Annotated in this window: 38 protein-coding genes; 21 read left to right on the top strand and 17 right to left on the bottom strand. The window is 35.1% G+C overall.

The window, feature by feature from the left end; genetic code table 11:
* Positions 1-130: 130 nt before the first annotated feature.
* Positions 131-496: a hypothetical protein gene (locus tag ACOQN3_RS07680; RefSeq protein WP_420545889.1), complete on the bottom strand. Its 366-nt coding sequence runs from the start codon at positions 494-496 to the stop codon at positions 131-133.
* An 11-nt stretch (positions 497-507) separates the two neighbouring features.
* Positions 508-693 carry a hypothetical protein gene (locus tag ACOQN3_RS07685; RefSeq protein WP_420545890.1) on the bottom strand — a complete coding sequence of 62 codons (186 nt, stop codon included), beginning with the start codon at positions 691-693 and terminating at the stop codon, positions 508-510.
* Positions 694-904: 211 nt separating this feature from the next.
* On the opposite strand from ACOQN3_RS07685, the gene ACOQN3_RS07690 reads away from it, so the two are divergent.
* Positions 905-1,795 carry a transcription initiation factor IIB gene (locus ACOQN3_RS07690; protein WP_420545891.1) on the top strand — a complete coding sequence of 297 codons (891 nt, stop codon included), beginning with the start codon at positions 905-907 and terminating at the stop codon, positions 1,793-1,795.
* 34 nt (positions 1,796-1,829) lie between these two features.
* Here ACOQN3_RS07690 and ACOQN3_RS07695 read toward each other — a convergent pair whose 3' ends face one another.
* Positions 1,830-2,375 carry a hypothetical protein gene (locus ACOQN3_RS07695; protein ID WP_420545892.1) on the bottom strand — a complete coding sequence of 182 codons (546 nt, stop codon included), beginning with the start codon at positions 2,373-2,375 and terminating at the stop codon, positions 1,830-1,832.
* Between the two features lie 98 nt (positions 2,376-2,473).
* Here ACOQN3_RS07695 and ACOQN3_RS07700 point away from each other — a divergent pair, with 98 nt between their 5' ends.
* Together ACOQN3_RS07700 and ACOQN3_RS07705 are read left to right on the top strand one after the other, a co-directional pair.
* A complete protein-coding gene (locus tag ACOQN3_RS07700; protein WP_420545893.1) occupies positions 2,474-2,878 on the top strand; it encodes a hypothetical protein in 405 nt (134 codons plus the stop codon).
* Between the two features lie 154 nt (positions 2,879-3,032).
* Entirely contained in the window at positions 3,033-3,431 is a 399-nt protein-coding gene (locus ACOQN3_RS07705) for a hypothetical protein (protein ID WP_420545894.1), read from the top strand.
* Between the two features lie 194 nt (positions 3,432-3,625).
* On the opposite strand, the gene ACOQN3_RS07710 is transcribed toward ACOQN3_RS07705, so the two are convergent.
* Positions 3,626-3,859, bottom strand: a complete 234-nt coding sequence (locus tag ACOQN3_RS07710) for a hypothetical protein (protein ID WP_420545895.1) — start codon at positions 3,857-3,859, stop codon at positions 3,626-3,628.
* A 73-nt stretch (positions 3,860-3,932) separates the two neighbouring features.
* On the opposite strand from ACOQN3_RS07710, the gene ACOQN3_RS07715 reads away from it, so the two are divergent.
* Together ACOQN3_RS07715 and ACOQN3_RS07720 are read left to right on the top strand one after the other, a co-directional pair.
* On the top strand, positions 3,933-4,967 hold the full coding sequence (locus ACOQN3_RS07715; protein ID WP_420545896.1) for an alcohol dehydrogenase catalytic domain-containing protein: 1,035 nt from the start codon (positions 3,933-3,935) through the stop codon (positions 4,965-4,967).
* 219 nt (positions 4,968-5,186) lie between these two features.
* Complete coding sequence (locus ACOQN3_RS07720) at positions 5,187-5,420, top strand: hypothetical protein (protein ID WP_048115766.1); 234 nt, start codon at positions 5,187-5,189, stop codon at positions 5,418-5,420.
* On the opposite strand, the gene ACOQN3_RS07725 is transcribed toward ACOQN3_RS07720, so the two are convergent.
* Positions 5,410-5,907, bottom strand: coding sequence for a hypothetical protein (locus tag ACOQN3_RS07725; RefSeq protein WP_420545897.1), 498 nt, complete (start codon positions 5,905-5,907; stop codon positions 5,410-5,412). The genes ACOQN3_RS07720 and ACOQN3_RS07725 overlap by 11 nt on opposite strands.
* Before the next feature lie 122 nt (positions 5,908-6,029).
* Between ACOQN3_RS07725 and ACOQN3_RS07730 the strand changes: the two genes are divergently transcribed.
* The 3 genes from ACOQN3_RS07730 to ACOQN3_RS07740 all read left to right on the top strand — a co-directional run bounded on the left by ACOQN3_RS07730 (position 6,030) and on the right by ACOQN3_RS07740 (position 7,287).
* A complete protein-coding gene (locus tag ACOQN3_RS07730; protein WP_420545898.1) occupies positions 6,030-6,278 on the top strand; it encodes a hypothetical protein in 249 nt (82 codons plus the stop codon).
* Between the two features lie 101 nt (positions 6,279-6,379).
* The gene (locus tag ACOQN3_RS07735; protein WP_420545899.1) at positions 6,380-6,859 is read left to right on the top strand and encodes a hypothetical protein; all 480 of its coding nucleotides are present in this window, start codon (positions 6,380-6,382) and stop codon (positions 6,857-6,859) included.
* 215 nt (positions 6,860-7,074) lie between these two features.
* A complete protein-coding gene (locus tag ACOQN3_RS07740; RefSeq protein WP_420545900.1) occupies positions 7,075-7,287 on the top strand; it encodes a hypothetical protein in 213 nt (70 codons plus the stop codon).
* Positions 7,288-7,364: 77 nt separating this feature from the next.
* Here ACOQN3_RS07740 and truD read toward each other — a convergent pair whose 3' ends face one another.
* From truD to pth2, 3 genes are read right to left on the bottom strand one after another with little or no spacing between them, the layout of a single operon-like run.
* Positions 7,365-8,573 (bottom strand): tRNA pseudouridine(13) synthase TruD, encoded by a 1,209-nt coding sequence (gene truD / locus ACOQN3_RS07745; RefSeq protein WP_420545901.1) that lies wholly within the window; start codon positions 8,571-8,573, stop codon positions 7,365-7,367.
* Positions 8,570-10,174, bottom strand: coding sequence for a virginiamycin B lyase family protein (locus tag ACOQN3_RS07750; protein WP_420545902.1), 1,605 nt, complete (start codon positions 10,172-10,174; stop codon positions 8,570-8,572). The genes truD and ACOQN3_RS07750 overlap by 4 nt, the downstream gene beginning before the upstream one ends.
* Before the next feature lie 50 nt (positions 10,175-10,224).
* Positions 10,225-10,581, bottom strand: a complete 357-nt coding sequence (gene pth2 / locus ACOQN3_RS07755) for a peptidyl-tRNA hydrolase Pth2 (protein WP_420545903.1) — start codon at positions 10,579-10,581, stop codon at positions 10,225-10,227.
* A 219-nt stretch (positions 10,582-10,800) separates the two neighbouring features.
* Here pth2 and ACOQN3_RS07760 point away from each other — a divergent pair, with 219 nt between their 5' ends.
* Genes ACOQN3_RS07760 through ACOQN3_RS07780 form a run of 5 tightly spaced genes read left to right on the top strand, consistent with a single transcriptional unit; the run spans position 10,801 to position 14,934 of the window.
* Positions 10,801-11,937, top strand: a complete 1,137-nt coding sequence (locus tag ACOQN3_RS07760; RefSeq protein ID WP_420545904.1) for an NAD(P)/FAD-dependent oxidoreductase — start codon at positions 10,801-10,803, stop codon at positions 11,935-11,937.
* Positions 11,938-11,993: 56 nt separating this feature from the next.
* Positions 11,994-12,173 (top strand): zinc finger domain-containing protein, encoded by a 180-nt coding sequence (locus tag ACOQN3_RS07765; RefSeq protein ID WP_420545905.1) that lies wholly within the window; start codon positions 11,994-11,996, stop codon positions 12,171-12,173.
* A gap of 2 nt (positions 12,174-12,175) precedes the next feature.
* A complete protein-coding gene (locus ACOQN3_RS07770; RefSeq protein ID WP_420545906.1) occupies positions 12,176-12,457 on the top strand; it encodes an elongation factor 1-beta in 282 nt (93 codons plus the stop codon).
* Positions 12,458-12,466: 9 nt separating this feature from the next.
* Positions 12,467-14,635: a CDC48 family AAA ATPase gene (locus ACOQN3_RS07775; protein ID WP_420546614.1), complete on the top strand. Its 2,169-nt coding sequence runs from the start codon at positions 12,467-12,469 to the stop codon at positions 14,633-14,635.
* Positions 14,636-14,637: 2 nt separating this feature from the next.
* Entirely contained in the window at positions 14,638-14,934 is a 297-nt protein-coding gene (locus ACOQN3_RS07780) for a hypothetical protein (protein WP_420545907.1), read from the top strand.
* Between the two features lie 9 nt (positions 14,935-14,943).
* On the opposite strand, the gene ACOQN3_RS07785 is transcribed toward ACOQN3_RS07780, so the two are convergent.
* Positions 14,944-15,858, bottom strand: coding sequence for a heme o synthase (locus ACOQN3_RS07785; RefSeq protein ID WP_420545908.1), 915 nt, complete (start codon positions 15,856-15,858; stop codon positions 14,944-14,946).
* Positions 15,859-15,929: 71 nt separating this feature from the next.
* On the opposite strand from ACOQN3_RS07785, the gene ACOQN3_RS07790 reads away from it, so the two are divergent.
* Positions 15,930-17,021 carry a plastocyanin/azurin family copper-binding protein gene (locus ACOQN3_RS07790; protein ID WP_420545909.1) on the top strand — a complete coding sequence of 364 codons (1,092 nt, stop codon included), beginning with the start codon at positions 15,930-15,932 and terminating at the stop codon, positions 17,019-17,021.
* 2 nt (positions 17,022-17,023) lie between these two features.
* Complete coding sequence (locus ACOQN3_RS07795) at positions 17,024-17,428, top strand: Mov34/MPN/PAD-1 family protein (protein ID WP_420545910.1); 405 nt, start codon at positions 17,024-17,026, stop codon at positions 17,426-17,428.
* A gap of 17 nt (positions 17,429-17,445) precedes the next feature.
* On the opposite strand, the gene ACOQN3_RS07800 is transcribed toward ACOQN3_RS07795, so the two are convergent.
* The 4 genes from ACOQN3_RS07800 to ACOQN3_RS07815 form a co-directional block, all read right to left on the bottom strand.
* Positions 17,446-17,835, bottom strand: a complete 390-nt coding sequence (locus ACOQN3_RS07800) for a cyclophilin-like fold protein (RefSeq protein WP_420545911.1) — start codon at positions 17,833-17,835, stop codon at positions 17,446-17,448.
* Between the two features lie 65 nt (positions 17,836-17,900).
* Positions 17,901-18,026 carry a hypothetical protein gene (locus ACOQN3_RS07805; RefSeq protein WP_420545912.1) on the bottom strand — a complete coding sequence of 42 codons (126 nt, stop codon included), beginning with the start codon at positions 18,024-18,026 and terminating at the stop codon, positions 17,901-17,903.
* Positions 18,027-18,156: 130 nt separating this feature from the next.
* Positions 18,157-18,987: an MEMO1 family protein gene (locus ACOQN3_RS07810; protein WP_420545913.1), complete on the bottom strand. Its 831-nt coding sequence runs from the start codon at positions 18,985-18,987 to the stop codon at positions 18,157-18,159.
* A gap of 21 nt (positions 18,988-19,008) precedes the next feature.
* Positions 19,009-19,629, bottom strand: a complete 621-nt coding sequence (locus ACOQN3_RS07815; protein WP_420545914.1) for a TIGR00296 family protein — start codon at positions 19,627-19,629, stop codon at positions 19,009-19,011.
* A gap of 34 nt (positions 19,630-19,663) precedes the next feature.
* Between ACOQN3_RS07815 and amrS the strand changes: the two genes are divergently transcribed.
* From amrS to ACOQN3_RS07830, 3 genes are read left to right on the top strand one after another with little or no spacing between them, the layout of a single operon-like run.
* Positions 19,664-20,734: an AmmeMemoRadiSam system radical SAM enzyme gene (gene amrS, locus ACOQN3_RS07820; RefSeq protein WP_420545915.1), complete on the top strand. Its 1,071-nt coding sequence runs from the start codon at positions 19,664-19,666 to the stop codon at positions 20,732-20,734.
* 49 nt (positions 20,735-20,783) lie between these two features.
* A complete protein-coding gene (locus tag ACOQN3_RS07825; protein WP_420545916.1) occupies positions 20,784-21,041 on the top strand; it encodes a DUF2024 family protein in 258 nt (85 codons plus the stop codon).
* Between the two features lie 59 nt (positions 21,042-21,100).
* Entirely contained in the window at positions 21,101-21,292 is a 192-nt protein-coding gene (locus tag ACOQN3_RS07830; RefSeq protein ID WP_420545917.1) for a hypothetical protein, read from the top strand.
* Between the two features lie 14 nt (positions 21,293-21,306).
* On the opposite strand, the gene ACOQN3_RS07835 is transcribed toward ACOQN3_RS07830, so the two are convergent.
* The 3 genes from ACOQN3_RS07835 to ACOQN3_RS07845 all read right to left on the bottom strand — a co-directional run bounded on the left by ACOQN3_RS07835 (position 21,307) and on the right by ACOQN3_RS07845 (position 23,505).
* Positions 21,307-21,684, bottom strand: a complete 378-nt coding sequence (locus ACOQN3_RS07835) for a hypothetical protein (protein ID WP_420545918.1) — start codon at positions 21,682-21,684, stop codon at positions 21,307-21,309.
* A gap of 150 nt (positions 21,685-21,834) precedes the next feature.
* A complete protein-coding gene (locus tag ACOQN3_RS07840; protein WP_420545919.1) occupies positions 21,835-22,332 on the bottom strand; it encodes a GTP-dependent dephospho-CoA kinase family protein in 498 nt (165 codons plus the stop codon).
* Positions 22,333-22,341: 9 nt separating this feature from the next.
* A complete protein-coding gene (locus ACOQN3_RS07845; RefSeq protein WP_420545920.1) occupies positions 22,342-23,505 on the bottom strand; it encodes an Mrp/NBP35 family ATP-binding protein in 1,164 nt (387 codons plus the stop codon).
* A 148-nt stretch (positions 23,506-23,653) separates the two neighbouring features.
* Here ACOQN3_RS07845 and ACOQN3_RS07850 point away from each other — a divergent pair, with 148 nt between their 5' ends.
* Genes ACOQN3_RS07850 through nadC form a run of 3 tightly spaced genes read left to right on the top strand, consistent with a single transcriptional unit; the run spans position 23,654 to position 25,318 of the window.
* Complete coding sequence (locus ACOQN3_RS07850; protein WP_420545921.1) at positions 23,654-24,256, top strand: DNA-directed RNA polymerase; 603 nt, start codon at positions 23,654-23,656, stop codon at positions 24,254-24,256.
* Position 24,257: 1 nt separating this feature from the next.
* Complete coding sequence (gene spt4, locus ACOQN3_RS07855) at positions 24,258-24,446, top strand: transcription elongation factor subunit Spt4 (protein WP_420545922.1); 189 nt, start codon at positions 24,258-24,260, stop codon at positions 24,444-24,446.
* A 56-nt stretch (positions 24,447-24,502) separates the two neighbouring features.
* Complete coding sequence (gene nadC, locus ACOQN3_RS07860) at positions 24,503-25,318, top strand: carboxylating nicotinate-nucleotide diphosphorylase (protein ID WP_420545923.1); 816 nt, start codon at positions 24,503-24,505, stop codon at positions 25,316-25,318.
* On the opposite strand, the gene ACOQN3_RS07865 is transcribed toward nadC, so the two are convergent.
* Positions 25,315-25,719, bottom strand: a complete 405-nt coding sequence (locus ACOQN3_RS07865; protein WP_420545924.1) for a tetratricopeptide repeat protein — start codon at positions 25,717-25,719, stop codon at positions 25,315-25,317. The two genes, nadC and ACOQN3_RS07865, sit on opposite strands and share 4 nt — an antisense overlap.
* Positions 25,720-25,722 lie beyond the last annotated feature (3 nt).

The following is a 25,722-nucleotide window of genomic DNA, read 5'->3' on the forward strand; positions in this document are numbered from 1 at the left end:
GTATTATAGGAGGTAGTTAATACGCAATGCAAAATAAAAAAATCATTTTGATACTTATTAATTAAAGAAAAAAATGGTTAATTGCTGAAAATTCCCTATTGTATGTTTTTTTCATATACATAATCTATTTTTAGAATATATCGTTTAATTTTTTTAATTTTTTCAAATCAGTTATTTCAATATCACCACTAAGTGTAACAATCTTGGCAAGTTTTGGATTTGCTTGTTCTCCTAACTTCAATACTGTATCACCTTTCAATTTGACTTCAAGTGTGATGTTTTCTTGCTTTAGGTTTTTTGCCAGATCTTTTGCCTCGGACAATTGTTTGATCAACCCAGGTTTTTTTGTAACTTCGATTGGAACGTCTATGATATCAATAATCCGCGTATTTCCATCTACCATGAATTTAATTGAGGGTTCGCCATTACACGTAACTTCTAAGCTGCCACCATGTAAGAAAGATAAAAAATTGGCGGGGAGATCAAAGTTTTTCATTCTCATCACCCTCATTTTGCTGTGATGGTAAGCTTACCAGTCAAGGAAACTGTACCTGTTGGGATTACCTTGCCCTCTTTTTCGACTTTGCCTTGCATCTCAAGATTCTCAAAATCATAGGTGATTGAGGCGTGCTTTTGTGTAAGTTTGTCAAAAATCTCGGCTAGCAAATTTGCCCATTCTTGTTCTTCTGCCATGCATCCTATAATGACTTAATAGTATTTAACATAGGGATAAATTTCAGCATAGTGCCAAAATATGACAAATGCAAATTTCAGATTATACTAAAACGCCTTTTTGAAATAAGAAAACAACAGAGTCTTTCAAATTTTTCTTAGCACCATGAAAAAAATCACATGTGGTTAAAATTCAATTAATGCCAATTATTAACAAATGACCTCAAATCGTTTGGATAAAGTATGTATGCATTTTTCTAAGATTACAGATGCAATTACTGGAGAGATAACATGTGGGGATTGCGGAGTAGTGTTATGTGAAAAGATCATTGATTTTGGACCTGAAAATATTACTCAGACCAATGATGATTATCAAAACAATGCAAGAACAGGACAAAAAATATCATTAAAGATGGCAGATATGGGTCTGTCCACTATAATTCAAGCTCAAAACAAAGATTCTTCTGGAAAATCACTATCAGGGCAAAATAAGAGATCATTTTATCGCCTAAGAATTTGGGACAGAAACAGTAGAGCAGACATCACGAAACAATCATACATTAAGGCATTTACATTTCTTGATGGAATACGCTCCAAATTAGGATTGCCAGATCATGTAGTAGAAAAATCAGCGTATTTATTCAGAAAAGTTGAACAAAAAAAATTACTGACCGGTCGTTCGAATCAATCTGTGTTGTGTGCAGTTGTTTACATGGCATGTCGCATTACTATTACACCACGAACATTAAACGATATTGCAGATGTTGCAGGAATAAAAAAGAAAGTAATTCAGAGAACATATCGACTCTTATCTGCAAATCTTGACGATGTTAAATCGGCATCTTTTAGTCCTGAAGAATTTGTATCTCGCATATCAAGTGAAGCTGGGATTTCGGAAAAAACAAAACGTGATGCAAGAAAGATCTTAGAACATAGTCAAAAAAAAGGAATTACATCTGGAAAGCATCCAATGTCTATGGCTGCTGCTGCAGTATATCTGGCGATACAAGACAATCATGAAAAAGTTTCACAGACGAGACTAGCTCAAATTTCAGGAATAAGCGCAGTAACTATTCGCAATAGAGTAAGAGAATTGCAGATACGAAAAAGAAATCAAGAATAGATTATTCAGGGTTCTAATTAGTCAAGAATTTACCTTATTGAATTGTAAATTTTGTCCCCAGTATTTTCCCCATTGCTTTTAGGGCGGATCTACAAACATTTGGATTAAGAGTAAAAAATCCTCTAAATTTACCATTTTCGAACTCTTCTGCAATCAGGCCAAATGGACCATATGGTCCTCTGGTAATCACACTCCAGACGTTAGCTAGTTCAGTATCACGACAGTTCAGAACTTCTATCTTATCAGGTGTTTTTAATTCTGTTTTTCCATAGTCTGCAACTATCCAAATTTTGGGCACCTGCTCAATCATTTTTTGATATCTCTTCTCTACAAACTTGTATCTTGCAATTGTTTCAAATGTAGAAAGTAGCGGTTCTGCATTTTCTTGAGCATAATTTTCAATTAGTTTACTGAGATGGTATAGGGGTTTTCTATTTGCTAGAAAATTGTGATATCCAGATTCTACAAACTGTTCTAGTTTCCACATTGGAAGATTTGAATCATCGAAGCTGTGCCATTCTGCAAGTTGTGGAAATTCATCCCAAATTCTTCCAACAAAACCAGCATATGGACTGCTCATGATATATTATTTTCAATATAGGATTTAAGTAAATCCCTTGAAATTTTTATTTTTGATCTACCAAACTGTTTTTATTCTCTGAGATACTAATCTAACTATTGGGTCGATATGAAAAACTCCTCAACATGTTAATGGATTTTGATAACGCCATAAGATTTGCTGCAATTAGCAATACCTCAGGAGAAATATTGTGGCACAGTAAAAGAGACAGTGCAAAAATGAAGATCCCGCTATCTGAAACTAAAAAAACACTAAAACGTGAAGCAATAGATTGGGTTGATCGTTGTAAATTAGAGGACAGAAATAATTTGGGAAGAGCGATGTATCACATAACATCTTTTGAAAAATTAAAAAGAATAAGCATACCTATAGATGCATTCCATCTTTTGTTTATCAGTGTAGATAATGAACCTTTAAAAAAGAGTAAAACTAAAAGTTATGGAAAATTAGTAGAGATGGGAAAGATAATGTCCATAGTAGATTTTGTAAATACATTTGAATGAAACTTCACTTCTAAATTAAGATAAAAAATTCCAAATGTTTTTTGTTTGAAAAAGAGTATAATCATCTACGTATTCCTCATAAAATTTTTCAAAAAACATTATCACTAGATAGTGAAATTATAATACTTATTAACTGAAAAAGAGAATTTAACATATGGAAAAATATGAAAAGCTTCTCAACATGTTAATGGATTTTAATAATTCCATAAGATTTGCTGCGGTGTCCAATAGTCAAGGAGAGATACTCTGGCACAGTCAACGAGAAGGCATTAGAAATATTGTGCCATTTGAAGAGACAAAACAGACTATTATGAGATCCATAAATGCGTGGAATGAAAATTTCAGAGTTAAAGAACATGTAGGATCTGGCCTTTATAGTATCTCATCATATGAGAAAATCAAAAGAATAACAGTCCCATTGGGAAATGGGGATATCTTGTTTGTTACCGTAAATAATGATCCATTAACTAAAACGAAAACCAAGAGTTATGGCCATATTGCAGAAATGGGAAAAATTCTCTCCATAGTAGATTTCATTAAATCTCAAAAATAGACTAGTAGTTTTTCTAATTTTAGGAATTAAAGTGTAGAAGAGATTTTATGAAATATAGAATTAAGAATAAAAAATATTAGAATTATCATCATTTAGAATGAGATTTAGTCTCAGACAACAAAGAACAATAAATTATGGTAGAAATTAGGTTCAAACATCACTGCATTGTTCTTGATCCTAAATATTAGATGAATTCAATCCCAAATACCTTTTCCTTCTTCTAACTCGTAAATTCTCACATTAATTTTTGCAAGTAGTTTCATTTTTGATTTATGTGCTTTTTTATCATGACTGTAGTCTTTTTTTTCAACCAACTGTTGTAAACGTCTCAATTGCTCAATTGAAAGCTTTTTGAATTCATGCTTGGAGCGTGACACAAGCTGTAATAGTCTTACTCTTTCCTTGTCTTCGACACTAATTTTGTCCACATAAATTGATGATCCAAGTCCTTTATTTTTCTAATGAGCGAATCTTAAAATTTCGTGTATTTTCAGAAACAATATGGAGAAAATGCGTGCAATGGTGCTATCAAAATGCGCTGCAATTGAAACAAACCCGTTAGCATTAACAATGATAGACAGACATGAAATTACAAGACCAAATGAAATTTTACTAAAAATTGAAGCTTGCGGAGTGTGCCATTCTCAATTACATGGAATTGAGGGAGATTGGCAAGACCTCGGAATACCACCAACACTTCCAACAGTTCCAGGTCACGAAGTGGTCGGCAAGGTTGTTCAGATAGGAGATAAAGTTACAAAATTCAAAATAGGAGACAGGGCAGGAATTACTCCGCTTTTAGAGGCTTGCAGAGAATGCCAGTATTGCAAAGAAGGAAAAGAAAACTTATGCGAATCATCAACAATTACAGGTGAATCATTCAAAGGAGGATACACAGAGTTCATAACGGTTGCAGAAGATTTTGCAACAAAAGTACCAAACGAAATGAAACCAGAATATGCTGCACCCTTATTTTGCGCAGGCATCACAGCGTTCAAAGCAGTAAAGGCAGCAGAGCCTAAAACTCATAAAAAAATAGGCATATTTGGTATTGGAGGAGTGGGACATATGGCAGTTCAGTTTGCCAAAGTAGAAAATTGCGAGGTAATTGCATTTTCAAGAAGTCAAAGCCATCTAGATGTTGCAAAAAGGTTAGGAGCAATAGATGCAATTCACTTTTCTGAGGACCAGCAGAGTTTTCTAGAAGCATTAAAGGAAAAACATGGAATGCTGGATGCTGCAATTGTTTTTGCTCCAGCAGACATTGTAACAGATACTGCAATAAAGGCAGTGAAGAAAGGAGGTCTGATTGTAATAGCTACAATTGGGGAGAGACCGTCATTTGTAGCATTTGAAGAAAAGACAATAAGAGGAACTCTAATTGGTTCAACAAAAGATATGGAGCAAGTTATCAAAACATGTGAAAAAGAAAAAATCGAAGTAATATCTGAAACATTCCCATTAGAGAAAGCCAACGAAGTGTTAAAAAAATTAAAAAATTCACAGATTGAAGCAAGAGGAGTTTTGATTCCTTAGATTTTATTTTACCAAAGAGAGATTAGATAAAATAATGAATTGTAAAAGATGTCATCATACACATGAGGTCCATTCGCAAAATGAATCAAGTAATTCAATAATAAAGGTAGGGAAATGTCAGATTCCCATGTGTACCTGCCAGCAATATTTGGATCCCATACACAAAATTGATGAGGATTTATTATAACAATTCATATACCAAACTCAATTGAAAAAAACATGGATAAACACAAGCCCTCTGATGAAATGATAAAAGAGTTAGACAATCTTCTATCAAAGATCAATGCAATGGAAATAGTAGCATCAGATGACTATCAGAAAAACTCTATCAAAATCATGAGGGCATTAGTAGAAGGCCAAATGCATTCAATAAATGAATTTCAGCATCTTAAAAAAGCAATAGACTTGTTGACTCTGCAATTATTTGATGTTCAAAATAAAGTTAAGAGTTAATTCTAGTATCACTTATTCCACAACTATTACAACGATATATGGTGGATTTCTCTAAAATCCTTTCAGGATTCATTTCCGAACCACAACATGCACATGTAACCTTTTGAGAATCTTCAGGCTCTTCAGTTTTGCGTACAACATAAGCAGGTTTTTCCTCCTTTATATCTGCAGAATTACAAGCAGGTTTGTATCGAGTGATAATTCTATCAAGTATACTTTTTCTACGATCTTTACTGGAATCAAACAAAGGTAAGATTGCAAGATAAAGAGATTGATCAGAGCCTGATTGATCAGTCCAGCATTTAAAATGAGTATGCTGTAAAAAATACGATTTATCTTCAGTTTTCTCACAGTCACCAACATAAACAATGTTGAATCGATCTTTTTCTCTAGACATGATAAGATAAACCAGTTTTTCCATTGGAGGTCCCCACTCATTGAGAGGAATTGGCCCTAGAAACTCATACTGAAGGATTTGTATACTCAACAAATGTATTTTTGAATACTGCTTTTTCTTTTTTACTCAAATAATCCCCATAGTGACACAAATTGGATCGAATAAGCTCCAACTTGAAAAGATTAAATTCGAGAGTTTTGGATTTTCCGTAAATGAAAGAGCCCAGAAATCACGCAAAAGTAGGATATTCCATGATTGTGGTTTCAGCAAGCCTAGCAGTAATAGGCCTATTGGCACTTGCAATTGGAGGTGATGTATTATTTGCAGACAACATGCAAAGAGAAAATACATTGCATTTTAATGAATGCAAGCAAAATGACTTTAAAACTGATGGTTGTGAAAAGTACTGGGACAGGATAAATAACGACATATCCGGAATTTATGTTGATTTAGATAAATAGAAACTCAAAAACCATTAGAGAAATCTTCAAACATGTTTTGATTTTTGGTCAATCGATTCATTGCATAAAAGGCACCACCTACGATGCCTGCCTGATAAAAAGTGTACAAAAATACCCCCGAAGAGGTTGGATCGGATTTTGTAAAGCTCAAAACAAGCATAGTAAAGAAAACAAAGGTTCCAACAAAAGTTACCATTCTATTTAGGAAGCCAGAATTCATTCCGACGATTCGTTTTGTGGCAGCTGCCATCAGAGTAATGCTTGTTATTATTAGAAATGTAGCTCCGCCATTTGCAGATACAAATTCTGTTACCCAAGGTAGAAGACCATCATCTAGAATTGAAGTTTCAGGAAGTATGCTTCCGCCATTTATTGCAAAATTTACAGCACTGAACATCCCACCAATCACAAAAAAGAATAAGAATATCTTAGTAATCGATCTTCTCAGGGGACTTCTAATTTCAGATGGACTTACGGCTCTTTCTGTGATTCGAATTCCATATAGAAATCCAATTGCCATGGCAGGAATAAACATGATGTTTATCAAAATGGGAGATTCTTTTGTGATAGACTCGATTTGAGGATGAAAAATTAGAAAGAAAAGAATTGCCAGGGAGGCTGACGATATAAACAAGATAAGGCCTAGATGATTTGAATTATGGGATTCATATGGGTCTGCGTTCCAATTATACACCTTAACAGATGACAGGAGAATAATTAAAGACAAAATCGAAAAATCATTTGGTCAAATTATCAATTCTGTTTACCCTTTAATAACAACCAAGAAAGAAAATGTGTGAAACGGACAAAAATAATACCAATGATAGGAACAATTACAATATTTTTTGGAGTTATCTTCCACTTCCAAGGTCAAGCAGTGATTGGGCCTGAATCATCATTTATGTATTCAAATCCAGATTGGATTAATTACGGATTCCGAATAGCAATAACAGGCACAATCATCACAATAGTAGGATTATGTATTCCCTTATTGAAAAAAAGAAAATAGAAACATAAGCAACTCAAATTAATCAAGAACGCTAAGAATCACCATTACAAGGAAAAATAGGAAGGGGACAAAATTTTCTAAAAACCATCTGCAATTGGATCTTGAGGCTTTATGATTTCTCTCAGCAAGATGGTTGCAAATGAGCCACGTGACAAAGAAAACTCAACTAAATTCTCATCAGATGAAGAATAATCCGTGCAGCAGATAGAAGCTTGTCTAAAACCACCTTCATTGCTTACTTCTTGCATTTCTTTTATGAAAAAATCTTTAGGAGTTATCTCTTCGTTTTTTAATATCTTTGAGATGTGATAATCAAATCTAGTTTTTTTGTAGTATGAATATCCAATAAATGGAATTGCAAGGTTTTGATCTAATCCTTTCAGATATTTTCCAATAATACCTTTTTTATCAAAGCAGACATCATTTGACTCTGCAGAAAACAAGTCTTCACCTTCCTGAAAAGCAGAACTCAAAGAATGATTAAATAAAAATGACTGATATGCCTGAACATAAAATCTTCTAATGGTCAATGGCACTGATCTAATTGCACCAAGGGCATCAGAATGATCAATCATTTCCTTAAGAACAATTCTTTCAATATCCATTTGAGGAGGAACATACTCTAGATATTTCTTATAATTTGCAGGATCTGATAGTTTTTCTCTAATCTCTATGTTCTCTTTATAATCATACGAAGAAGTAAAACTAAGAATCAAATCAACTGCTTTTTTAAAATCGCGTTGAACAATTGCCTTGCCCACAAGATGAGTAACAGGTCGTTTGGAACCAAATCTTTGATATCCATAGAAATTTAAAATTTTGTTAAAATCACAAAATTCTGAAACAGGTTTAGAAGGATTTGAAATTTTAATTTTAAAGTGATTGGAAATCATATCTTTTTTAGAAAGAGGTTTTTTTACAAATCCAATTTTTTTTATAGAATATTTTTCAGTGTCATAGTCATCTATTCCTTTGGTCTTACCTTGAGAACAAACAAACTGTTCAGTGATTGCAGAGGCATCTTTTAATCCAAGAGATTTTAATCGAATTCCTTTCTTTCTGTAAATATCTGCAATCGCATGATTTGTGTCGATTTTTTTCTTTCTTAATTTGTATACAGCATATCCACTTTCACCAACATCGTTTTTGATAGATTTTAATGCATTATCTGAAATAACTTCGGATACTTCAAAATCTTCGGGTTTTTGTCGGATTTTCCCACCAGTACCTGTAAAGTTTGTACTATAAACTAAGATGCCTATTTGAGAATCAATTTCAGGTATCACTCTACTGTCACTGTGACAAATTTACTGATTGCAACATCAGAAGATTGAGCTCCAAGCAAAACCTTGTATTGTCCAGGCACTGCATCTTCAGAGACACTAATAGTTGTGTGAACTGGATACGAAGAATCAGGTTCTAGTTGAAAACTACTGTGAGTTCCATGTTCAAGATTTACCATTAAAGAGTCATTAGCAGGAGACAAAATCAGAGATGCACCTAAGGATTCCTGTTGGAATTTAGAAGACACAATAAAGTTAAAGTGCTGTGAATCTCCGGGAGTAATATTCAGATCATTTGCTTCCAGTTGAATCTCATACGGTAGTGGGATAGAGGTATCAACCACACCTATATTATTCTCGACCCATTCGGTGAACCAAATTTTTTGATTGTCAACTGTGAAATCAAATACTTGAGCAACGCCACAATCAGCTAGCATCAATCCAGTTCCAGGATCACAGTCTGCCCAATAAGGATTCTTTGAAGGCACATGATACTCAACTAGAGATTGAGATACAGGGTTCATTACAGATATGTTATTTGCGGTTTGAGCGTTAAAAACAATCCTTCCTTGGTCGTCACTTTCCATCCAATATGGTCTGGATATTGGAGATTTGACAATTCCTGTTTGATTGCCATATGTACTTTGTAAAGGATCAGCAGTAACATACTGAGTGAATTCGCCACGAATTGGATCAAAACTAAAAAATGAAGAAGAAGTCGTATCTGCCAACCAAATCAAACCATCATCAGATACTACTGCACCATTAGGAGTAAGTAATTCTCGTGGAAGCTCAAAAATTTCCACAAAGTCTAGAAGAGGAAGATATTCTTCACCAGATCTTGTTACAGAATCAAAGTATCCATTTTGATCAAACTTAACTAAAACGCCACCTTGTTGAAATAACCAATTTGTAAACCAGACGTTATTTTCTGAATCAATTGCAAAATCAGCAGTAACAGAATCATCAATAGGGGAAGGAATGCTAAGATAATTCACATCTTCGCCTGCTTGGTTAGGATCCAAGAAAGTCAATTTGTTACCAGTAAAGTCATTAATAATAATCTGAGAGCCATCCACCAGTAATTTTTGAGGCAAAGAATCAGTTTCAGATGGATATGCCAAACGATCATATTCTTCATCAATTATAGAGAACTTCCAAACAGAATCAAAGGTTTCATCAGTGAACCAAAGGGAATCATCTGGAGCATAATCAATACCCCACATCATTGAACGACCTCCTTGTGGCCAAAGAGGATTCTCATATTCTGTAAAACTTTCAGAGACGGGATCAAACTTTGCTATTTTTCCGGTATTGGTTTGAGTGAACCAAACATTGCCATCATAATCAGTAGTAATAGATAGAGGATTTGTGCAAGGAGTTGGAATTGAATATTCTTGTACAAAAGTGGTAGATTTTGCTATTGCAGAACCACAAAATTGTGCACGCTCCGAATCAGGGAAATTATCAGCAGGAGTGCCAGTCATAGTCAAGTCAGGATCATCTTCTGCCTCAGGAGACAAACCAGGTATTGCAATCATAACGGTAGATGTTAGTAAGATAAATCCAAAAAAAACAGCAACTGCCAGGCCTTTTTTCTTCACGTTAGAAAAAGTATGATGCCTTGTTATATCTTATTCTCCAAAAAAAATCATCAAAGTAGTTTCAAATCACCTGTAATTTTGTCAATAAGATTCTCAGGGGCAGGGCCAATAGAGATGCAAGTTGTAGTACCAGGAGCAATCTGGGTATGTCCTGCATCTGTAACTTCAGACCAAGGAAGATTTAGATCAATTGCATGTTTTTTTACGTCTTGTAAATCTTTAATTCCAGATACTTTCAAAACAACTTTTTCCTGTCCTACAGACCACCATTCCTGATACCATTCAGCATGAGATTTTCTTACATGTTCTGCTCCAAGAACACAAGCATGCCCTACTTGAGCTCCAATCTTTCCTTTTCCCATTTGAAGGTCAGTTCTCACCACAATCACTTGCTTAATTTTTCCCATAATTAGATGAAAATCAGTCCTTATGAAAAACTTTTGAATTTACCAAACATAAAGATATTTTTTAAAATTGTTACCAAACAAGAGATAACGAAAAATACACATATTCAAAAAATTCTTCGAATCAGGAGATTATTCATAGAAAGATTAATGATTTTTCAATACTTCATAATTACGAATGGAAAATCTATGAATTAAATAATTGAAAATGAAGTAAACTTTGTGTATTCAGATGTAGTAGTTGCAGGCGGAAGTATTGCAGGATTGCTATGTGCAAGAGAGATTGCGTCAAGAGGTTTTTCAGTGCTTGTAATTGAAGAAGATCACGAAATAGGAACTCCAGAACATTGTGGAGGACTGGTTAGCTTAGCAGGATTAGAAGAGATAGGAGTCATACCATTTAACAAAACATTCAACCATACAATAGAATCTGCAAAGATAAGTGCTCCAAACGGAAATAGCTTTTCGATAAAAACAAAGCAACAAAAAATTGTTGAAATCAGCAGGAGAGAATTAGATAAACAAATTGCATTTCAAGCTCAAAAAAGAGGAGCAAAAATTAAGGTACGTACAAGTTTTCAAGAGATTACAGAAACTGGAATTAGAACAAATGAAGAGAAGATAGACTGTAAAATTTTTGTGGATGCAAGAGGAATTTCATCTTTGATACAAAAAGACAGGACAGGAATAATATCATCAGGACAATACGAAGTTTATGCAGAATGGATAAAAAAAGGCAAAGTTGAAGTGATGTTTGATCAGGAAAAATATCCTGGATTTTTTGCATGGATAATACCTTCAGATGAAGGAAAAGGCAAGATAGGAGTTGCCGGAAAAGGAATTAATGTTTCTGAAACACTAGAAAAATTGATCAAAGAAAAGGGTAATTGTTCAATTATCAGGAAAATTTATGCCCCAATTTGGATAAAAGGACCTATTGAGAATTTTGTCTATGGAAAGACAGTGGTTGTAGGAGATGCAGCAGGACAGGCAAAGCCCACCACAGCTGGTGGTATTTTTACAAGTGGGTTGGGAGGAGTGTTTGCAGGAAAAGCAATATCAGAATTTTTAAGAACAGGAGACAAACAGAAACTTGAAGAATATCAGAAAAACTGGACAGGCAAATTTGGAAATGAGTTTGAGACACAAAAGATTGCAAGAAAAATGCTTGAAAGAATAGACAACAAAACAATCAACAAGATATTTGAGTCAATTAAACCTGAAATTATTGAAGAAATATCAGAAAAAGAAGATTTTGATTTTCATACAAGTTCGATTCTAAAGATATTAGGAATAAAAGGATCGCTTAAAACCGCCCAGATATTGCTTACAGGAGAAATAAAAAAACTTCTGAGTTAAAGTAGGCTTAAGAAGTATCAAGGAAAGTATAAATGATGTTTACCGAGAATTTTGGTATGTCATCTACTATTTCATTGCCTACATGCAGTTGTTGCCAGAGACATATTATGCCTAATGATAAATGTGTAAAATTCAATTGCCCAAATTGTGGTGCAGATTTAATTTGGAGATGTCAAAGTTGCAGGGAAGCAGCAAGAACATACACATGTTCTTCATGTAATTTTCAGGGACCTTAGAAATGGCTCAATTATTATTAATTACAAAAATCCTTCCAGAAGGAACTGAAGTAGATTTAGATCAGTTAGCAGAATCAGTCAAATCTTCATTAAAAGAAGGAATCACCATGAAAAGACATGTCAAAGAGCCTTTAGCATTTGGATTAGAATTTCTAAAAGCTGAATTCATTCTAGATGATAAAGAAGGACAAATGGATTCACTTGAGGAATCAGTAAGATCAACTCAGGGCGTAAGTGAATTTGAAGTACTCAATATGAGTAGAATGTCAGTTGACATGAAATAGGTGATTTTTCTGGTACGCAAAGAAGAACCTTTGCAAATGCAAATTGGTGAAGCAAAACAAAGAGATGTGGGTAAAAAACGTGCAAGAATAGGTCCTGAGGCAATGGACTTTCTAAAGGTCACACCGGGAGATATTGTAGAAGTTATGGGTTCAAGATCTAGTTGTGCAGTTGTTTGGCCTATTGACGAAGATGAGAAATTTCCACACATAATTAGGGTTGATGGTCAAACACGAAAAAACGTTGGAGCTTCATTAAATGACTTTGTAAAGATAAGAAAAGCAGTTTCAAAGATTGCTAAAACAGTATCATTAACTCCAGTAAATGATTCAGTAACAGTAGATAAAGAATTTACAGATTTTGTAAAAAACAGACTCAAAGGAATGCCAATCACTCACGGTGATGAAATATCTGTAATGATATTGGGAAATTCCATGGATTTTAAAATTACAAAAACATCTCCAAAGGGAGTAGTCAAGATAGACAGGTCAACAACACTAAACATCTCTACAGAGACTGCTGTAGATAGGAAAGTCAGAGTAACATATGAAGAGGTAGGAGGCCTCATGAATGAAGTCAAATCTATGCGTGAGATCGTAGAATTGCCATTAAGACATCCAGAACTATTTTCAAGACTTGGGATTGAACCCCACAGCGGAATCTTACTTTATGGACCTCCTGGATGTGGCAAGACACTATTGGCCAAGGTACTTGCAAGCGAATCTGAAGCTAACATGTACCCAATCAATGGTCCTGAAATCATGAACAAATACTATGGAGAAACAGAGGCAAAAATAAGAGACATTTTCAAAGAAGCAAAAGACAATTCACCAAGCATGATTTTTATCGATGAAATTGATGCCATTGCTCCAAAGAGAGAGGAAGCTTATGGAGATGTAGAAAAAAGAGTTGTGGCACAACTTCTAGCTCTTATGGACGGATTAAACGATAGAGGAAATGTAATAGTACTGGGTGCGACAAACAGACCAGATAGTGTAGATCCAGCACTCAGAAGACCAGGAAGGTTTGACAGAGAGTTTGAGATATCAGTACCAAATGAGGATGGAAGATTAGAGATTCTTTTAATTCATACCAGGGGAATGCCCTTAAGTGAAGATATTGATCTAAAAGACTTAGCTTCAGAACTTCACGGGTACACGGGTGCAGACATCAAATCATTATGCAGAGAAGCTGCAATGAAATCAATCAGAAGATACTTACCAGAAATAGATCTAGAGACAGAAAAAATTCCATCTGAAGTCTTACAATCAATGCAGATAAAATTAATTGATTTCTATGATGCAATGCATGAAGTAATACCTACTGCAATGCGAGAATTTTACGTGGAGCGACCAAAAGTTTGGTGGCAAGACGTTGGAGGGTTAGATGAAATCAAGAAAACACTTTCAGACAATCTTGTTACAGCAATGAAGGAACCAAGTAAATTTACAAAAATGGGAATAAAACCACCAAAAGGAGCTCTGATTTATGGTCCGCCTGGATGTGGCAAGACGATGGTTGCACGTGCCCTTGCAACAGAAACAGGAGCAAACATGATTTTGGTTAGAGGTCCGGAAATACTATCTAAATGGATAGGTGAATCTGAAAAAGCAGTCAGAGAGATTTTCAGAAAAGCAAAAGCATCATCCCCATGTATTGTAATATTTGATGAATTAGACTCACTTGCAAAATACAAATCTGGAGAAGGAGGAGCAAGTGAAACAGTATTGAGTCAGATATTAACAGAGATTGAAGAGGGTATTTCATCAAGAGTAGTAGTAATAGGAATTACCAACAGACCAGACATATTAGATAATTCATTATTGAGAACAGGAAGATTAGATTTAGTTCTTTACGTATCACCACCAGATGAAAAAGGAAGATTAGAGATTATCAAAATATTGACCAAAAAGATGCCTCTTGCAAACGATGTTAAACTACAAGAGATAGCTGTTGCAACACAGAATTTCACAGGTGCAGATTTAGCCGCATTATGTAGAGAAGCAGCTGTTCACGCAATGAGAGGAAACTCATCAAAAATTTCTAACAAAGACTTTGCAAATAGCCTCAAACTAATCAAACCATCCATCACCAAAGAGATAGATCAATGGTACAACAATGTTAGAGAAAGTATATCTAACGTAGTTCCCAAAACAGAAGACAAGGCATTCTACGGATAAAAATGACAATCCCATTACGAAATAGAGTATTTGACAAAATCAAGGAAGCAGGTTCATTAACGGATGTTGAACTGTATAAGATACTTACAAAAGAAGACGAATCAATTCCAGAAGATAAATTCAACAAGCTTCTTTTGGATTTAGAAATTTTAGGATTAATCAAAGTCTCATGGATTACAAAAGATGAGCGTAGAATCGAATCTTTTGTGCAAGAAAAAGAGATAGACGAAGTAGAAGAACAAAATAAAAAAGCAATTGAAAAAGATTACGAAGCAAGTTTTCCAGGCTTTGAAAAATAGTAATTCTAACTAGAATAAAGGTATATGAAATGCTGCATCCAGTGCAACTGCAACAAAAATTATTGTAAGATAAGGAGCAGTTACTTTGTATGCTTTCCATGCAAATTCAGATGTTGGAGTTTTGGTTAGTTTATAGTGATATACAAGCATCAGGCCTCCAGAAACAGCAGCAATTACAGTATAGACTAATCCCATCCCATCAGGAATAAATGAAAGAATCAAAGAGTAAGGAAGCAATATTATCGTGTTTCCCAAAATATACTTTGATGTTTTTTGCATACCAATTACAACAGGGAGCATCGGAACTTTGGCTTGAGCATATTCGTCTTTTATCTTCATAGCCAGACACCAAAAGTGAGATGGGGTCCATACAAATACCAAAAAGCCAACCAAAAATCCCAATAGGTCCATACTTCCAGTAGCTGCGGCCCATCCTGCCCATGCTGCAGCACTGCCTGCAATACCACCAATTACAATATTAGATGTATTAAGACGTTTCAACCATACTGTATAGATTATCACATATGAAAAAATTCCAACAGCAATAAAGAAAGCAGATACAGCATTTAGGGCAAAGAATCCATAAATTACAGAAATACAACTTACAGCAAGTCCGTATATCAACACATGAGATGCTGCCATTCTTCCAGATGGTATTGGCCTATTGCTAGTCCTAGTCATTTTAGGATCAATGTCACGATCATAGTAATGATTCAAGGCACTAGAACCTGCAGAAGCAAGTGCGCCGGCGATAATAATATGCAGGTATGACCAATATTCAAGCTCAGGAGTGCCAGGAACAAGTTTACTAGCTCCATACATAGACGTAACTGCCGTTATAACTAAGAGTACAACTATCCGAGGTTTGGATATTTCCATAATTTCGTTTAATCCCAATCTCACTCTACCATCTCCCAAAGCCATTTAATTTCTTCGTCTGGCAGATCTAGGCATTTCAAAAGGAATAAGTATCTCAGTCCTACCAGCTACGTTGAATGAGTAACTGGGACCTCATGATGCCGGGAATGGGACTAACAGCCATAGGTTTGGCTGGACTTACATTATCCTATGCAGGATTAGCACATACATTCATCGACGGCATGCATGCATTAACAGGATTAACAATGTTTGTAGGATTGATTTTCCTGGCAGCAGGCATACTTGATGGGGGAATTTCAACCAGTAACAGGGCCAAAGCTACGACTCTGGTAATTTTGTCAATATCATTAGGATTTGGAATGTTTGCATTTACCATGAATACATCAAACTACACCATTACATTAGCAGGATTATTGATGGCAATTGCTTTCCCAGCAATTCTCATAGCATATTTGGCCATGAAGCATTCTGCTTATCTAAAGCCAGTAGGGTCAATTGCAGGAATGGCAGCTGCCACAGGAATCATCATGTGGGTTGCATTTGGATTTGTTAGCCCAGATCAATACATAATACCACAACAAGCCGAAATTGAAGAGCCAGTAGAAGAGATAGCGCCAACAGGTCCGATATTTGCAATAGTAATTCTGGAAGGTTCAGCGCAAGAAGGAAATCCCGATTATGAGCCAGATGTAGCGATGGTACAGCAAGGACATACATTAGAGTGGACAAATGTAGATTCTGTTGCACATACAGTAACTAGTTCTGAAGACTTTGGAGAAACATTTGATTCAGGTTTGATGGATGCAGGAGCAGTATTTACTTTAGATACAAATGAATTAGAAATTGGAGAATACGAATACTTTTGTATTGTTCATCCATGGATGGTATCGACTTTAATTATTGAAGAACCAAAAGAGCCAACCAAAGTTACAATTCCAGACGGAGCAGGAATTCCATCAGAAGGTCAATTATATTATGACCCAGAAATACATGACATTTCAGTAGGAACTACAGTAGAGTGGGATAACATAGACACCACAGTACATACTGTTACATCAGGAAATCCAGAATCAGGTCCTGATGGTTTATTTGATTCAGAAACAATGGCTGCAGGAGACAAATTCACATTTACCTTTACAGAAGCTGGAAGCTATGATTATTACTGTATCTTCCATCCATTTATGGTAGGAACAGTTAACGTAGAATAATTTTGCATAAAATAATTTTATCAAAAAAACATAATCAAATCCTAAAAGAACATGCTAAAAGCAAAAAACCAAACGAGTCATGTGCAATATTATTTGGTAAAGACAGCAAAGTTCTAGAGGTATATCTAACTGAGAACATTGAAGAATCTCCAACTAACTTTACAATTTCAAACACAGAATTAATTAACGCATACAAAGTTGCAGAGGAAAAAAACCTAGATATAATAGGAATTTTTCATTCTCATCCAAATTCAGAGGCATATCCGTCAAACACAGATAAGAAATTTATGAAAATCAACCCAGTAGTTTGGATAATTTACTCAAATCTCAAGGATCAATTCAGAGCGTATCATCTTGATTCCGAACCAATTGAAATTCAAATTTTAGAAGAATCATTGCAAGATTAGAAAATAGATAAACAACATCAAGTAACCAAGCTGAAAGAAGCAGTGCTCCCATCTGCATCAGTCAGAATTGTTTTATCAGGGTTCAGAATCTTTCCCAACACGTTAACAGGAGAGGCAGGAGTAATTGCATCTCCATCTCCAATTGGCGTGTGTCCATAAAAAAGACATATTGCCTTTCCGGAGGGCCAATATGCAACATCATATAGATCAACAACAGGTAATGCGTTTTCTTCAGGTTGACTAATAGGAGATTCAGAAGTATAGATTTCATCACCCCAGACATTAAGAGTTACTTTAAAGGGCAATCGTTCAACGAATTCATGGACAGTTTTTGGTGAATTTTCATCATCTAGCTCTAAAAATACTTGAGAATCGTTTTGCATGGTAAGTTGAACTTTGTATTTCATGAACTCTCTATGTAAAAGATATAGAAAACTTTTGTGAAAAAAATCAATGAAAATACGAATGAGAATTATTGCATAAAACTCGCTTCTAAATGTGGCATGCACTCATTGTGTAGTTCGCCGGTTTGTTCATCAACCAAGCATCCACACTTTAATGCAACAAATTCTGGAGGATTGTATTCTATTTTAATCATGAAAACCAGTTACAAAATTTGTTTAAAACCTATGTGAACAATTCCTCAGTAAAATTAGCGTAAAATATGCTCATACATAGAAAGAATTGAAATTTGATTATTACAAAAAACTATCTTTATCGATGATACTTTAGACAAATTTTATTGCACCATAACCCACTACAGAATCCCTATCTCCTGAAATATCACCACTTGTAGCATATTTGAGAAGCTCACCTTTTGTTGCTCCAAGATTCTTACATGCAATCATAGTAGATGCAATAGCCCCAAACCCGCAAGCCGTTACTTGTTTTTGTCTTAACACATCATAAAACTTTTCAACATTCATCTCCAAAATGGGTTCAATCAAAGCATGATCCTGAAGATAAGCAAATGAATTTTCTGCGTAATGAGTAAAATCAGATGAGCCAATAACTATGGATTTCTTTTTTTTAGCAATTTCAGATACGCTGTTACCAACATCTTTAGCTGTCATCATATCCTGTGCTCTCAAAATTATAGGCAAGATTTGGAATTTTTTATCAAAAATGGACTGAAGAAAGGGAATTTGCACTTCTAAACTATGATCTTGGGAATGAGAATAGTTATCGACTTTAATAATTTCAGAATTTTTTACGACATCAAGTGCAGATTCAGAATCAACAGATACAGTTCCCAAGGGAGTTTCCCATTCAGCATCAATCATTGTAGCTGCATCAGTTCCAATACCAAAATGGTTAGGGCCTATAATTATTGCAATTTCAGGAATCTGAGAGGATATTGATTTGTAAGAGTAAGATGCAACAGGACCAGAATACACGTATCCTGCATGAGGGCAAATAATTCCAAAAATTTTCTCATCAGGATTTATCGAATATGTACTAGGGCCAAATTTGTGATTAAAGCAGAAGTCAATCATGATTTGTAATTCTTCTTGTTTTTCAGGGTAAAATTGTCCGGCAACAACAGGTTTTCTTATCACAAATAATTATGAAAAGTTATTTTATAAAAAATCATCACAAGATTTTCGCATTACATTACCATTCGGGGTTTCTTCTTTGAAAATAATCCCCTCAAATCTAGAAATGATTGTGTTCTTATCTTTCCAAGCATACATGTCTAATCCAGCCTTTTCACATGTATGACAAAGAAATTCAGATATGCTCCAACCATATTCAACTGGGACTTGGGGCAAAAGTAAACCTGAAGAATATTCATTTTCCACAATAAGTCCATCTCGCCCAATTTTTATCATAGACAAATACTCCATGGGATTTTCTACAGATATCTTGACAGGAGGAGTCAGCACGGTCACCTCAAAAACAATTTGGTTTAGCTCATCAATCCTCACAGAACTAAACCTTGGATCTTGGGTTGCAGCAGAGATTGCCGCATCAACTAAGCCTTCACAGAGTTTTTTGCTTGGGAGAGGAAATCCGATACATCCTCTCAACGAATCAGATTTGTTAATTGTTACAAACACTCCAGAATCATAGTTAAATTTTGAATTAAATTCCAAATCTTGGATTTTTTTATTGTTTTTCAGATACTCCGATACGGCTTTTCTTGCAATTTTTACTAATTGGATTCCATCTTCATCAGAAATATGTAAGGAATTTTTCATATTTGTTAAATATACAAAAACACAATAAAAAACATTGAGACCATTACTTGGAAAGGAGGCAGAACTATACGAAAAACTACCAAATGACAAGGTAAAATGCACTGCCTGTGCAAGATATTGTGAAATTGGAAAAGATCAAATTGGATTATGCGGTATTCGCGGAAATGAAAATGGGAAACTACAACTTTATGCATATGGAAAAGTTATTTCAGGACACATCGACCCTATTGAGAAAAAACCACTGATACATTATCAGCCTGGCAGCAAAGTCTACTCTATTGCTACAACTGGATGTAATTGGCTTTGCAAATACTGTCAAAATTCAGATATAAGTCAAAGACGTAAAATAGAAGGTGTAGACATGACTCCAGATGATGTTGTCAACACGGCAATAAAATACGGAGCTCATGGAATTGCGTACACATACAATGAGCCTTCCATATTCATCGAATATGCACGAGATTGCGGAATTAAGGCAAGAGAAAAAGGACTCTTCAATGTTTTTGTGTCAAACGGATACGATACTCCAGAGTCAGTAGCAGTAATGAAAGAATTTCTTGATGGAATTACCGTTGATTTTAAGGGAAGTGCAGAAAAAGAATTTACTAGAAAATTTATTGGAGTCCCAGACCCACAGCCAATTTTTGACACACTATTGGAAATTAGAGACAAGACAAAGATACATGTTGAAATTACAGATTTAATTGTACCAAAAGTAGGAGATGATTTGGAGCATGCAAGAAAACTTTCAAAATTCATTTATGATGAATTTGGTCCTGAGATGCCAATTCATTTTTTGAGATTTCATCCAGATTACAAAATGATGGAATATCCCGACACTCCAATAGAAACCCTAGAGAAGCATTATCAGGTGGCAAGAGAAGAAGGTTTGAAATATGTATACTTGGGAAATGTTCCAGGACACAAGTTTGAACATACGTATTGCTCTGAGTGTAACAAAATTGTTGTCAATCGTCATGGATTCAACATACGAGAATGGAATATGGATGAAAAAAATTGTTGTGTTTTTTGTGGAAATCAAATTCCAATAGAAGGAAAGATTCAACCAGGGTATAAACAAGATCGTTTTCAGTTTGTCTCGTAATTATAATGATTGATCTTTGAATTAAATATCCCTTTTGAGGAGGACAATTATGGAAATTCATGTATACGACACCTATGTCAAAGCAGCAGACGGTCACACCATGCACTTTGATGTCATAACGGGTGAAAAAGATCACGATAAAGCCATCACATACGGCAAAGAGTGGTTAAAATCAATCGGTGAAGAAAATGCAGTAATGACAACAAACGAATGTCAATTCTGCCATTCACAGGGAGCACCAGAGCCTGTAGAACAGGCAATTAAGGAAAACGGCTACTTTATCCAAAAAATGGAAGGCTGTCCTTAAACAATTTTTTTTCCTTTTTCACAAAAACATATTTTTTAGATAAACAAAAGGATGAATTCATGGAAGAACACAGATATTCAAAATGCACAGTAGAAGGAGACAAAAAGACAAGATGGGTTTGTGGCTGTTTTCAAACAATTGACGATTATTTCAAATTCTGTGATAAACATGAGAAAACATTGAGAAAGGCAATACAAGCTCAAGTCGATGAGATTGACATGACTTTGGTTATTGAGGATCAAACAAGGTAAAACAACTCAAAAGATCATAACATAGAGGATTTGGATCTTTTTCGATATGGCAAAAATGTTTTGCCGCGAAGACCCTGTCTTACTAGTTTGTTGAATCTTTTCCCATGAGCAAGATAAGGAAATCGCATATGAATTAGTTCATGAACCAGAGTATTTTCCAGAGTTTTTTCATCTGGGATCTTTCTGACATTGATAAATACAAGATTATGCTGGAGATATGAAACACCATAATACTTGTAGGCAGAGGTTCTTCTGCCTTCAGTCATTTCACGTGGCATGTCCAGGACTTCCTTGGTAGTAAGCAACACTCTAGGTTCAGGAATCGAAAATCTACTAGAATAAATTCCAATTTTTTCAAATATTTGCAATCTTAATTCAGGATCTAATTTCATATTTCTTTATCAAAAAAGGCATCTTTATTATGAGATGTCAACTCTTATGCAAATTTGTGTTTATTTTGATTCTTCTTCAATAAATAACAGGGTCAGAGGTTTTAGTAGAATAATCACAAATCATACAGCCACCGTCTCATCATGCCCCAGTTATTTCATTGAGTCAAGTAATGTTTGTGTTTTATTTCTAATTTCTGCAGTGACTTTAACAATCACCAATCCTTCGTGGGGCTGACCATACAACACTACAGTATCATCAGGACAGAAAATACAAACAGGAATTACTAAAAGATCTTCTTCACCTCTAACAGTAATCCTAACAGGAGGTTTCATTGTGAATGCTTTTTTTATAAGATCAATGCTTTTTGGTGTGATTTCAGCAGGAGGATTGTCAAGAGATAATTCAATAGTCGTGTCACCTATGTCTGGCGGAGTTCTTTTTTCTCGTTTTTCTAAATTATCAATAATTTGCAATGATGGAATTAAGCCAAATTCTATCATTCGTTCAGTTGTTCTATCACCCACAGTGACAACATATTTTGAATCTAAAATGCGCTCTTCAATGACTTTCTTTGATACTTGATTGTCAGGTATCAAATCCCCCAAAGGAATTTTCAGTTCATTTCTAAGGCTGTCTGGTAGTTTCACAGATATCGACTAGTTTGTATTTTCTTGAGGCGTTGGAGGGGAAGCATTTGCAGCATTAGCACCAGGTGAGGAAGATGCGGATTGTTGATCATCGTCAGAACCCGCAGACTCCATTTCTTCTTGTAACTTGGATGCAAGAATACTACATTGAGCAGCAATGTTTTTGGCACTTGCCCTAAATGCATCTGCGCTTGGTGACTGAGGACTAGTAATCATAATGGGTTTTCCTAAATCAGAACCAGACATAATTCCAGAGTTTAATGGAATTTCTCCCAAGAATGGCATGTTAAATTGTTCGCTTATCTTTTTAGCTCCGCCATCACCAAAGATGTAATGTTTTTCATCACAATTAGGACAGATAAAATGACTCATGTTTTCTACAACACCAATGATTGGAACATTTAGTTTTTCGAACATTCCAATTGCTTTTACTGCAACGTTGCTAGCAACATCTTGAGGAGTAGTAACAACAAGAATGCCAGTAATTGGAATTGTTTGTGCAAGAGTCAACGGAATATCTCCAGTTCCAGGTGGAAGGTCAACAATAAGATAATCCAAGTCAGACCAATTAGTGTCAACAAGGAACTGTTTTAAAATTCCAGAAATAATTGGACCACGGTAAATTGCCGCTTGATGAGATTGTTCAGCAAAAAATCCAAAAGACACAACCTTTAATCCATTTGATTCAGCTGGTTGCAATTTATTATCTTCAACTTCCATGTAACCGTCTTTCATTCCAAGCATAAGAGGAATACTAGGACCATAGATATCTGCATCTAAAAGACCCACTTTAGCTCCAGTTTGAGACAAAGCAAGTGCAAGATTCAATGAAACCGTGGACTTGCCAACTCCACCTTTTCCACTTGCAACACCAATAATGTTTTTGACGCTGGCCATGCCGGTATCCTCATCAAGGGATCTTCCCTCCATAACTTTGGCAGTTACATTCATATCAAAATTTTTTAAATCAGAAATTTCTCCAATTACCTTTCGGACATCATCCTCGATCTCCACGTTGAATGGACATGCAGGTGTGGTCAACTCCAAAGTAAATTTGAGATTTCCATCGTTTAACTCCAAATCTTTTATCATGCCCATAGACACAATGTCTTTTTTCAGATCCGGATCAATTACAGTACTGAGTTTTTCTAAAACTTGATCAATTCCAACCATTGGATCGAAAATGCTCTTTACATTATTTAAAGATAGGTCAGTATCAACAAAAATTCAACAATAATTGATAGAATTGGTAATTTCTTTGGTATTTTATGCCTAAATTACCCAAAGATTCATAAATTCAAATCCAAGAAAAATAGCACAGTTGTTTTCTATATCTACCCTAGTTGATGTTGTTAGGATTCCTCCAAGCTTATTTGGAACAACCCTAAAAAAGGCAGCAATAAACATCCTCAAGGAAAAATACGAGAGCATGATAAATGCCGACTTGGGGTACATCATAATGATTCTAGATGCCAAGGTAGACGAGATGGGAAAGATGATTGCAGGAGATGGAGGAACATTTCATAAAGTTGAATTTGAAGCATTAACATTTTATCCAAAATTACAAGAGATTGTTCAAGGAGAAATCGTAGACATTACAGACTTTGGAGCATTTGTAAGAATTGGTCCAACTGATGCATTATTACACTTGTCACAAGTAATGGATGATTATCTAAAGAGCGATGTAAAATCAGGAATGATTTTAGCAAACCAGAGCGGCAGAACTCTAAAGGTAGGTTCCACTCTGCGTGCAAGAATTACAGCAGTATCACTAGGAAAAGCAGCTGCGATGGGAAAGATTGGAATCACATGCAGACAACCATTCCTAGGTGCAGATGATTGGATTGCCGAAGAGATTGAAAAAGCCGGAGGAGGAGGTTCAGGTGAATCATCTCCAAAAGAAGCTAAAGTAGAGGCAAGTTAAAATGGCAAGAGAGATGGCTTGCAGAAAATGCAAATATGTTACAGTAGGGAAAGTATGTCCAGTCTGCAAGTCTTCAGATTTAACACCAGATTGGAATGGAATTGTACTTGTAGTTGACCCAACAAATTCAGAAATTTCTAAAACTTTAGGAATAACCCAAAAAGGGAAATACGCAATCAAAGTTACATAAAAAAAAATAATTTCTAAATATTTAAAATCAAAGCAATCAAAAGGTCTAGCAGTACATTGTCATTTAATCCAAAAAAACAGCTTGCAGGTTTTTTATCTGAGGACATTGGAAAAGGAGACATCACAAGTAACCTCTTACCAAAGAAAAAGATCACTGCAAGAATAATATCCCGAGAAAAAGCTATAGTTGCAGGTACAAAATACGCAAAGGAGATTTTTAAACTAAAAGGTTGCACTGTTGTAATTTTAAAAAAGGATGGATCAAAGATAAATCCAAATCAGACAATCATGACAATAAGCGGAAATGCAGGAGACATTTTAACATGTGAAAGAACTGCACTTAATTTGCTAACCAGAATGAGCGGTATTGCAACCCAAACAAATTTTCTAGTTCAAAAAATCCCTAAAAAAACAAAACTCTATGCTACAAGAAAAACAGCTCCAGGACTTAGATACTTTGACAAGGAAGCAGTAGAGATAGGAGGAGGTAAAAAACACAGACTCAGATTAGATGAGATGGTGATGATCAAAGACAACCACATAGCCATTGGAGAGTCTTTGTTATCACTGATTCAGAAAGCAAAGAAACGATACAGAAAATTCGAGGTAGAAGTTGAAAACACCGAAGATGCAGTCTTGACAGCAAGAGAAGGAGCAACCATAATCATGCTGGATAATTTTAGCCCATCGCAAATAAAAAAGACAATCAAGGTGCTCAAAGAAAACGGATTAAGAAGAAAAGTCATGCTAGAAGCATCAGGAGGAATCAATTCTAAGAACATTTCAAAGTACGGTCAAACAGGAGTAGACATTATCTCAGTTGGGAGCATTACAAATTCAGTAAAGGGAATAGATCTAAGTTTAGAAATTTAGGAATTATCCAGTTGTTTTACTAATTCAGAGACAGATTTGTTTTTAGGGTCAATTTCTTGTATTTTTGCACAGCATTGCATTGCCCTTTTGTTTTCACCTAACTTTTGATGAGAATGGGCCTTTAACAACAAAGTATCTACATCATAAGAGCCAATTTCTAATGCTTTTTCAAAATATCCAATTGCAGTCTTGTATTTTTTTTGCAAATAGTAAATGCCTCCCACAGTAAACAAGACATCGTGGTTATGTGGCACACTTGACAAATATTCATTGCCAGATCTTATGGCCTGCTGATATTTTTTCTCTTTGATTAATTTTTTTAATTCTTTTATTTTTTCAAGATTTTTTTTCTTGTTGGGATCTTTAGGGGATCGAAAAAATAATCCAACCAATACATTCACAAC

Source organism: Candidatus Nitrosopumilus sp. (genome assembly GCF_965223225.1).
In the GTDB taxonomy this organism is placed as follows: domain Archaea; phylum Thermoproteota; class Nitrososphaeria; order Nitrososphaerales; family Nitrosopumilaceae; genus Nitrosopumilus.

Bases quoted from the DNA above. Each gene is read 5' to 3' on its own strand.
- ACOQN3_RS07680 (WP_420545889.1), bottom strand. From the start codon at position 496: ATGAAAAACTTTGATCTCCCCGCCAATTTTTTATCTTTCTTACATGGT.
- ACOQN3_RS07685 (WP_420545890.1), bottom strand. From the start codon at position 693: ATGGCAGAAGAACAAGAATGGGCAAATTTGCTAGCCGAGATTTTTGAC.
- ACOQN3_RS07695 (WP_420545892.1), bottom strand. From the start codon at position 2,375: ATGAGCAGTCCATATGCTGGTTTTGTTGGAAGAATTTGGGATGAATTT.
- ACOQN3_RS07705 (WP_420545894.1), top strand. From the start codon at position 3,033: ATGGAAAAATATGAAAAGCTTCTCAACATGTTAATGGATTTTAATAAT.
- ACOQN3_RS07715 (WP_420545896.1), top strand. From the start codon at position 3,933: ATGGAGAAAATGCGTGCAATGGTGCTATCAAAATGCGCTGCAATTGAA.
- ACOQN3_RS07720 (WP_048115766.1), top strand. From the start codon at position 5,187: ATGGATAAACACAAGCCCTCTGATGAAATGATAAAAGAGTTAGACAAT.
- ACOQN3_RS07730 (WP_420545898.1), top strand. From the start codon at position 6,030: ATGAAAGAGCCCAGAAATCACGCAAAAGTAGGATATTCCATGATTGTG.
- pth2 (WP_420545903.1), bottom strand. From the start codon at position 10,581: ATGGGAAAAATTAAGCAAGTGATTGTGGTGAGAACTGACCTTCAAATG.
- ACOQN3_RS07765 (WP_420545905.1), top strand. From the start codon at position 11,994: ATGTCATCTACTATTTCATTGCCTACATGCAGTTGTTGCCAGAGACAT.
- ACOQN3_RS07770 (WP_420545906.1), top strand. From the start codon at position 12,176: ATGGCTCAATTATTATTAATTACAAAAATCCTTCCAGAAGGAACTGAA.
- ACOQN3_RS07780 (WP_420545907.1), top strand. From the start codon at position 14,638: ATGACAATCCCATTACGAAATAGAGTATTTGACAAAATCAAGGAAGCA.
- ACOQN3_RS07785 (WP_420545908.1), bottom strand. From the start codon at position 15,858: ATGGCTTTGGGAGATGGTAGAGTGAGATTGGGATTAAACGAAATTATG.
- ACOQN3_RS07790 (WP_420545909.1), top strand. From the start codon at position 15,930: ATGAGTAACTGGGACCTCATGATGCCGGGAATGGGACTAACAGCCATA.
- ACOQN3_RS07800 (WP_420545911.1), bottom strand. From the start codon at position 17,835: ATGAAATACAAAGTTCAACTTACCATGCAAAACGATTCTCAAGTATTT.
- ACOQN3_RS07805 (WP_420545912.1), bottom strand. From the start codon at position 18,026: ATGATTAAAATAGAATACAATCCTCCAGAATTTGTTGCATTAAAGTGT.
- ACOQN3_RS07815 (WP_420545914.1), bottom strand. From the start codon at position 19,629: ATGAAAAATTCCTTACATATTTCTGATGAAGATGGAATCCAATTAGTA.
- ACOQN3_RS07825 (WP_420545916.1), top strand. From the start codon at position 20,784: ATGGAAATTCATGTATACGACACCTATGTCAAAGCAGCAGACGGTCAC.
- ACOQN3_RS07830 (WP_420545917.1), top strand. From the start codon at position 21,101: ATGGAAGAACACAGATATTCAAAATGCACAGTAGAAGGAGACAAAAAG.
- ACOQN3_RS07835 (WP_420545918.1), bottom strand. From the start codon at position 21,684: ATGAAATTAGATCCTGAATTAAGATTGCAAATATTTGAAAAAATTGGA.
- ACOQN3_RS07845 (WP_420545920.1), bottom strand. From the start codon at position 23,505: ATGGTTGGAATTGATCAAGTTTTAGAAAAACTCAGTACTGTAATTGAT.
- spt4 (WP_420545922.1), top strand. From the start codon at position 24,258: ATGGCAAGAGAGATGGCTTGCAGAAAATGCAAATATGTTACAGTAGGG.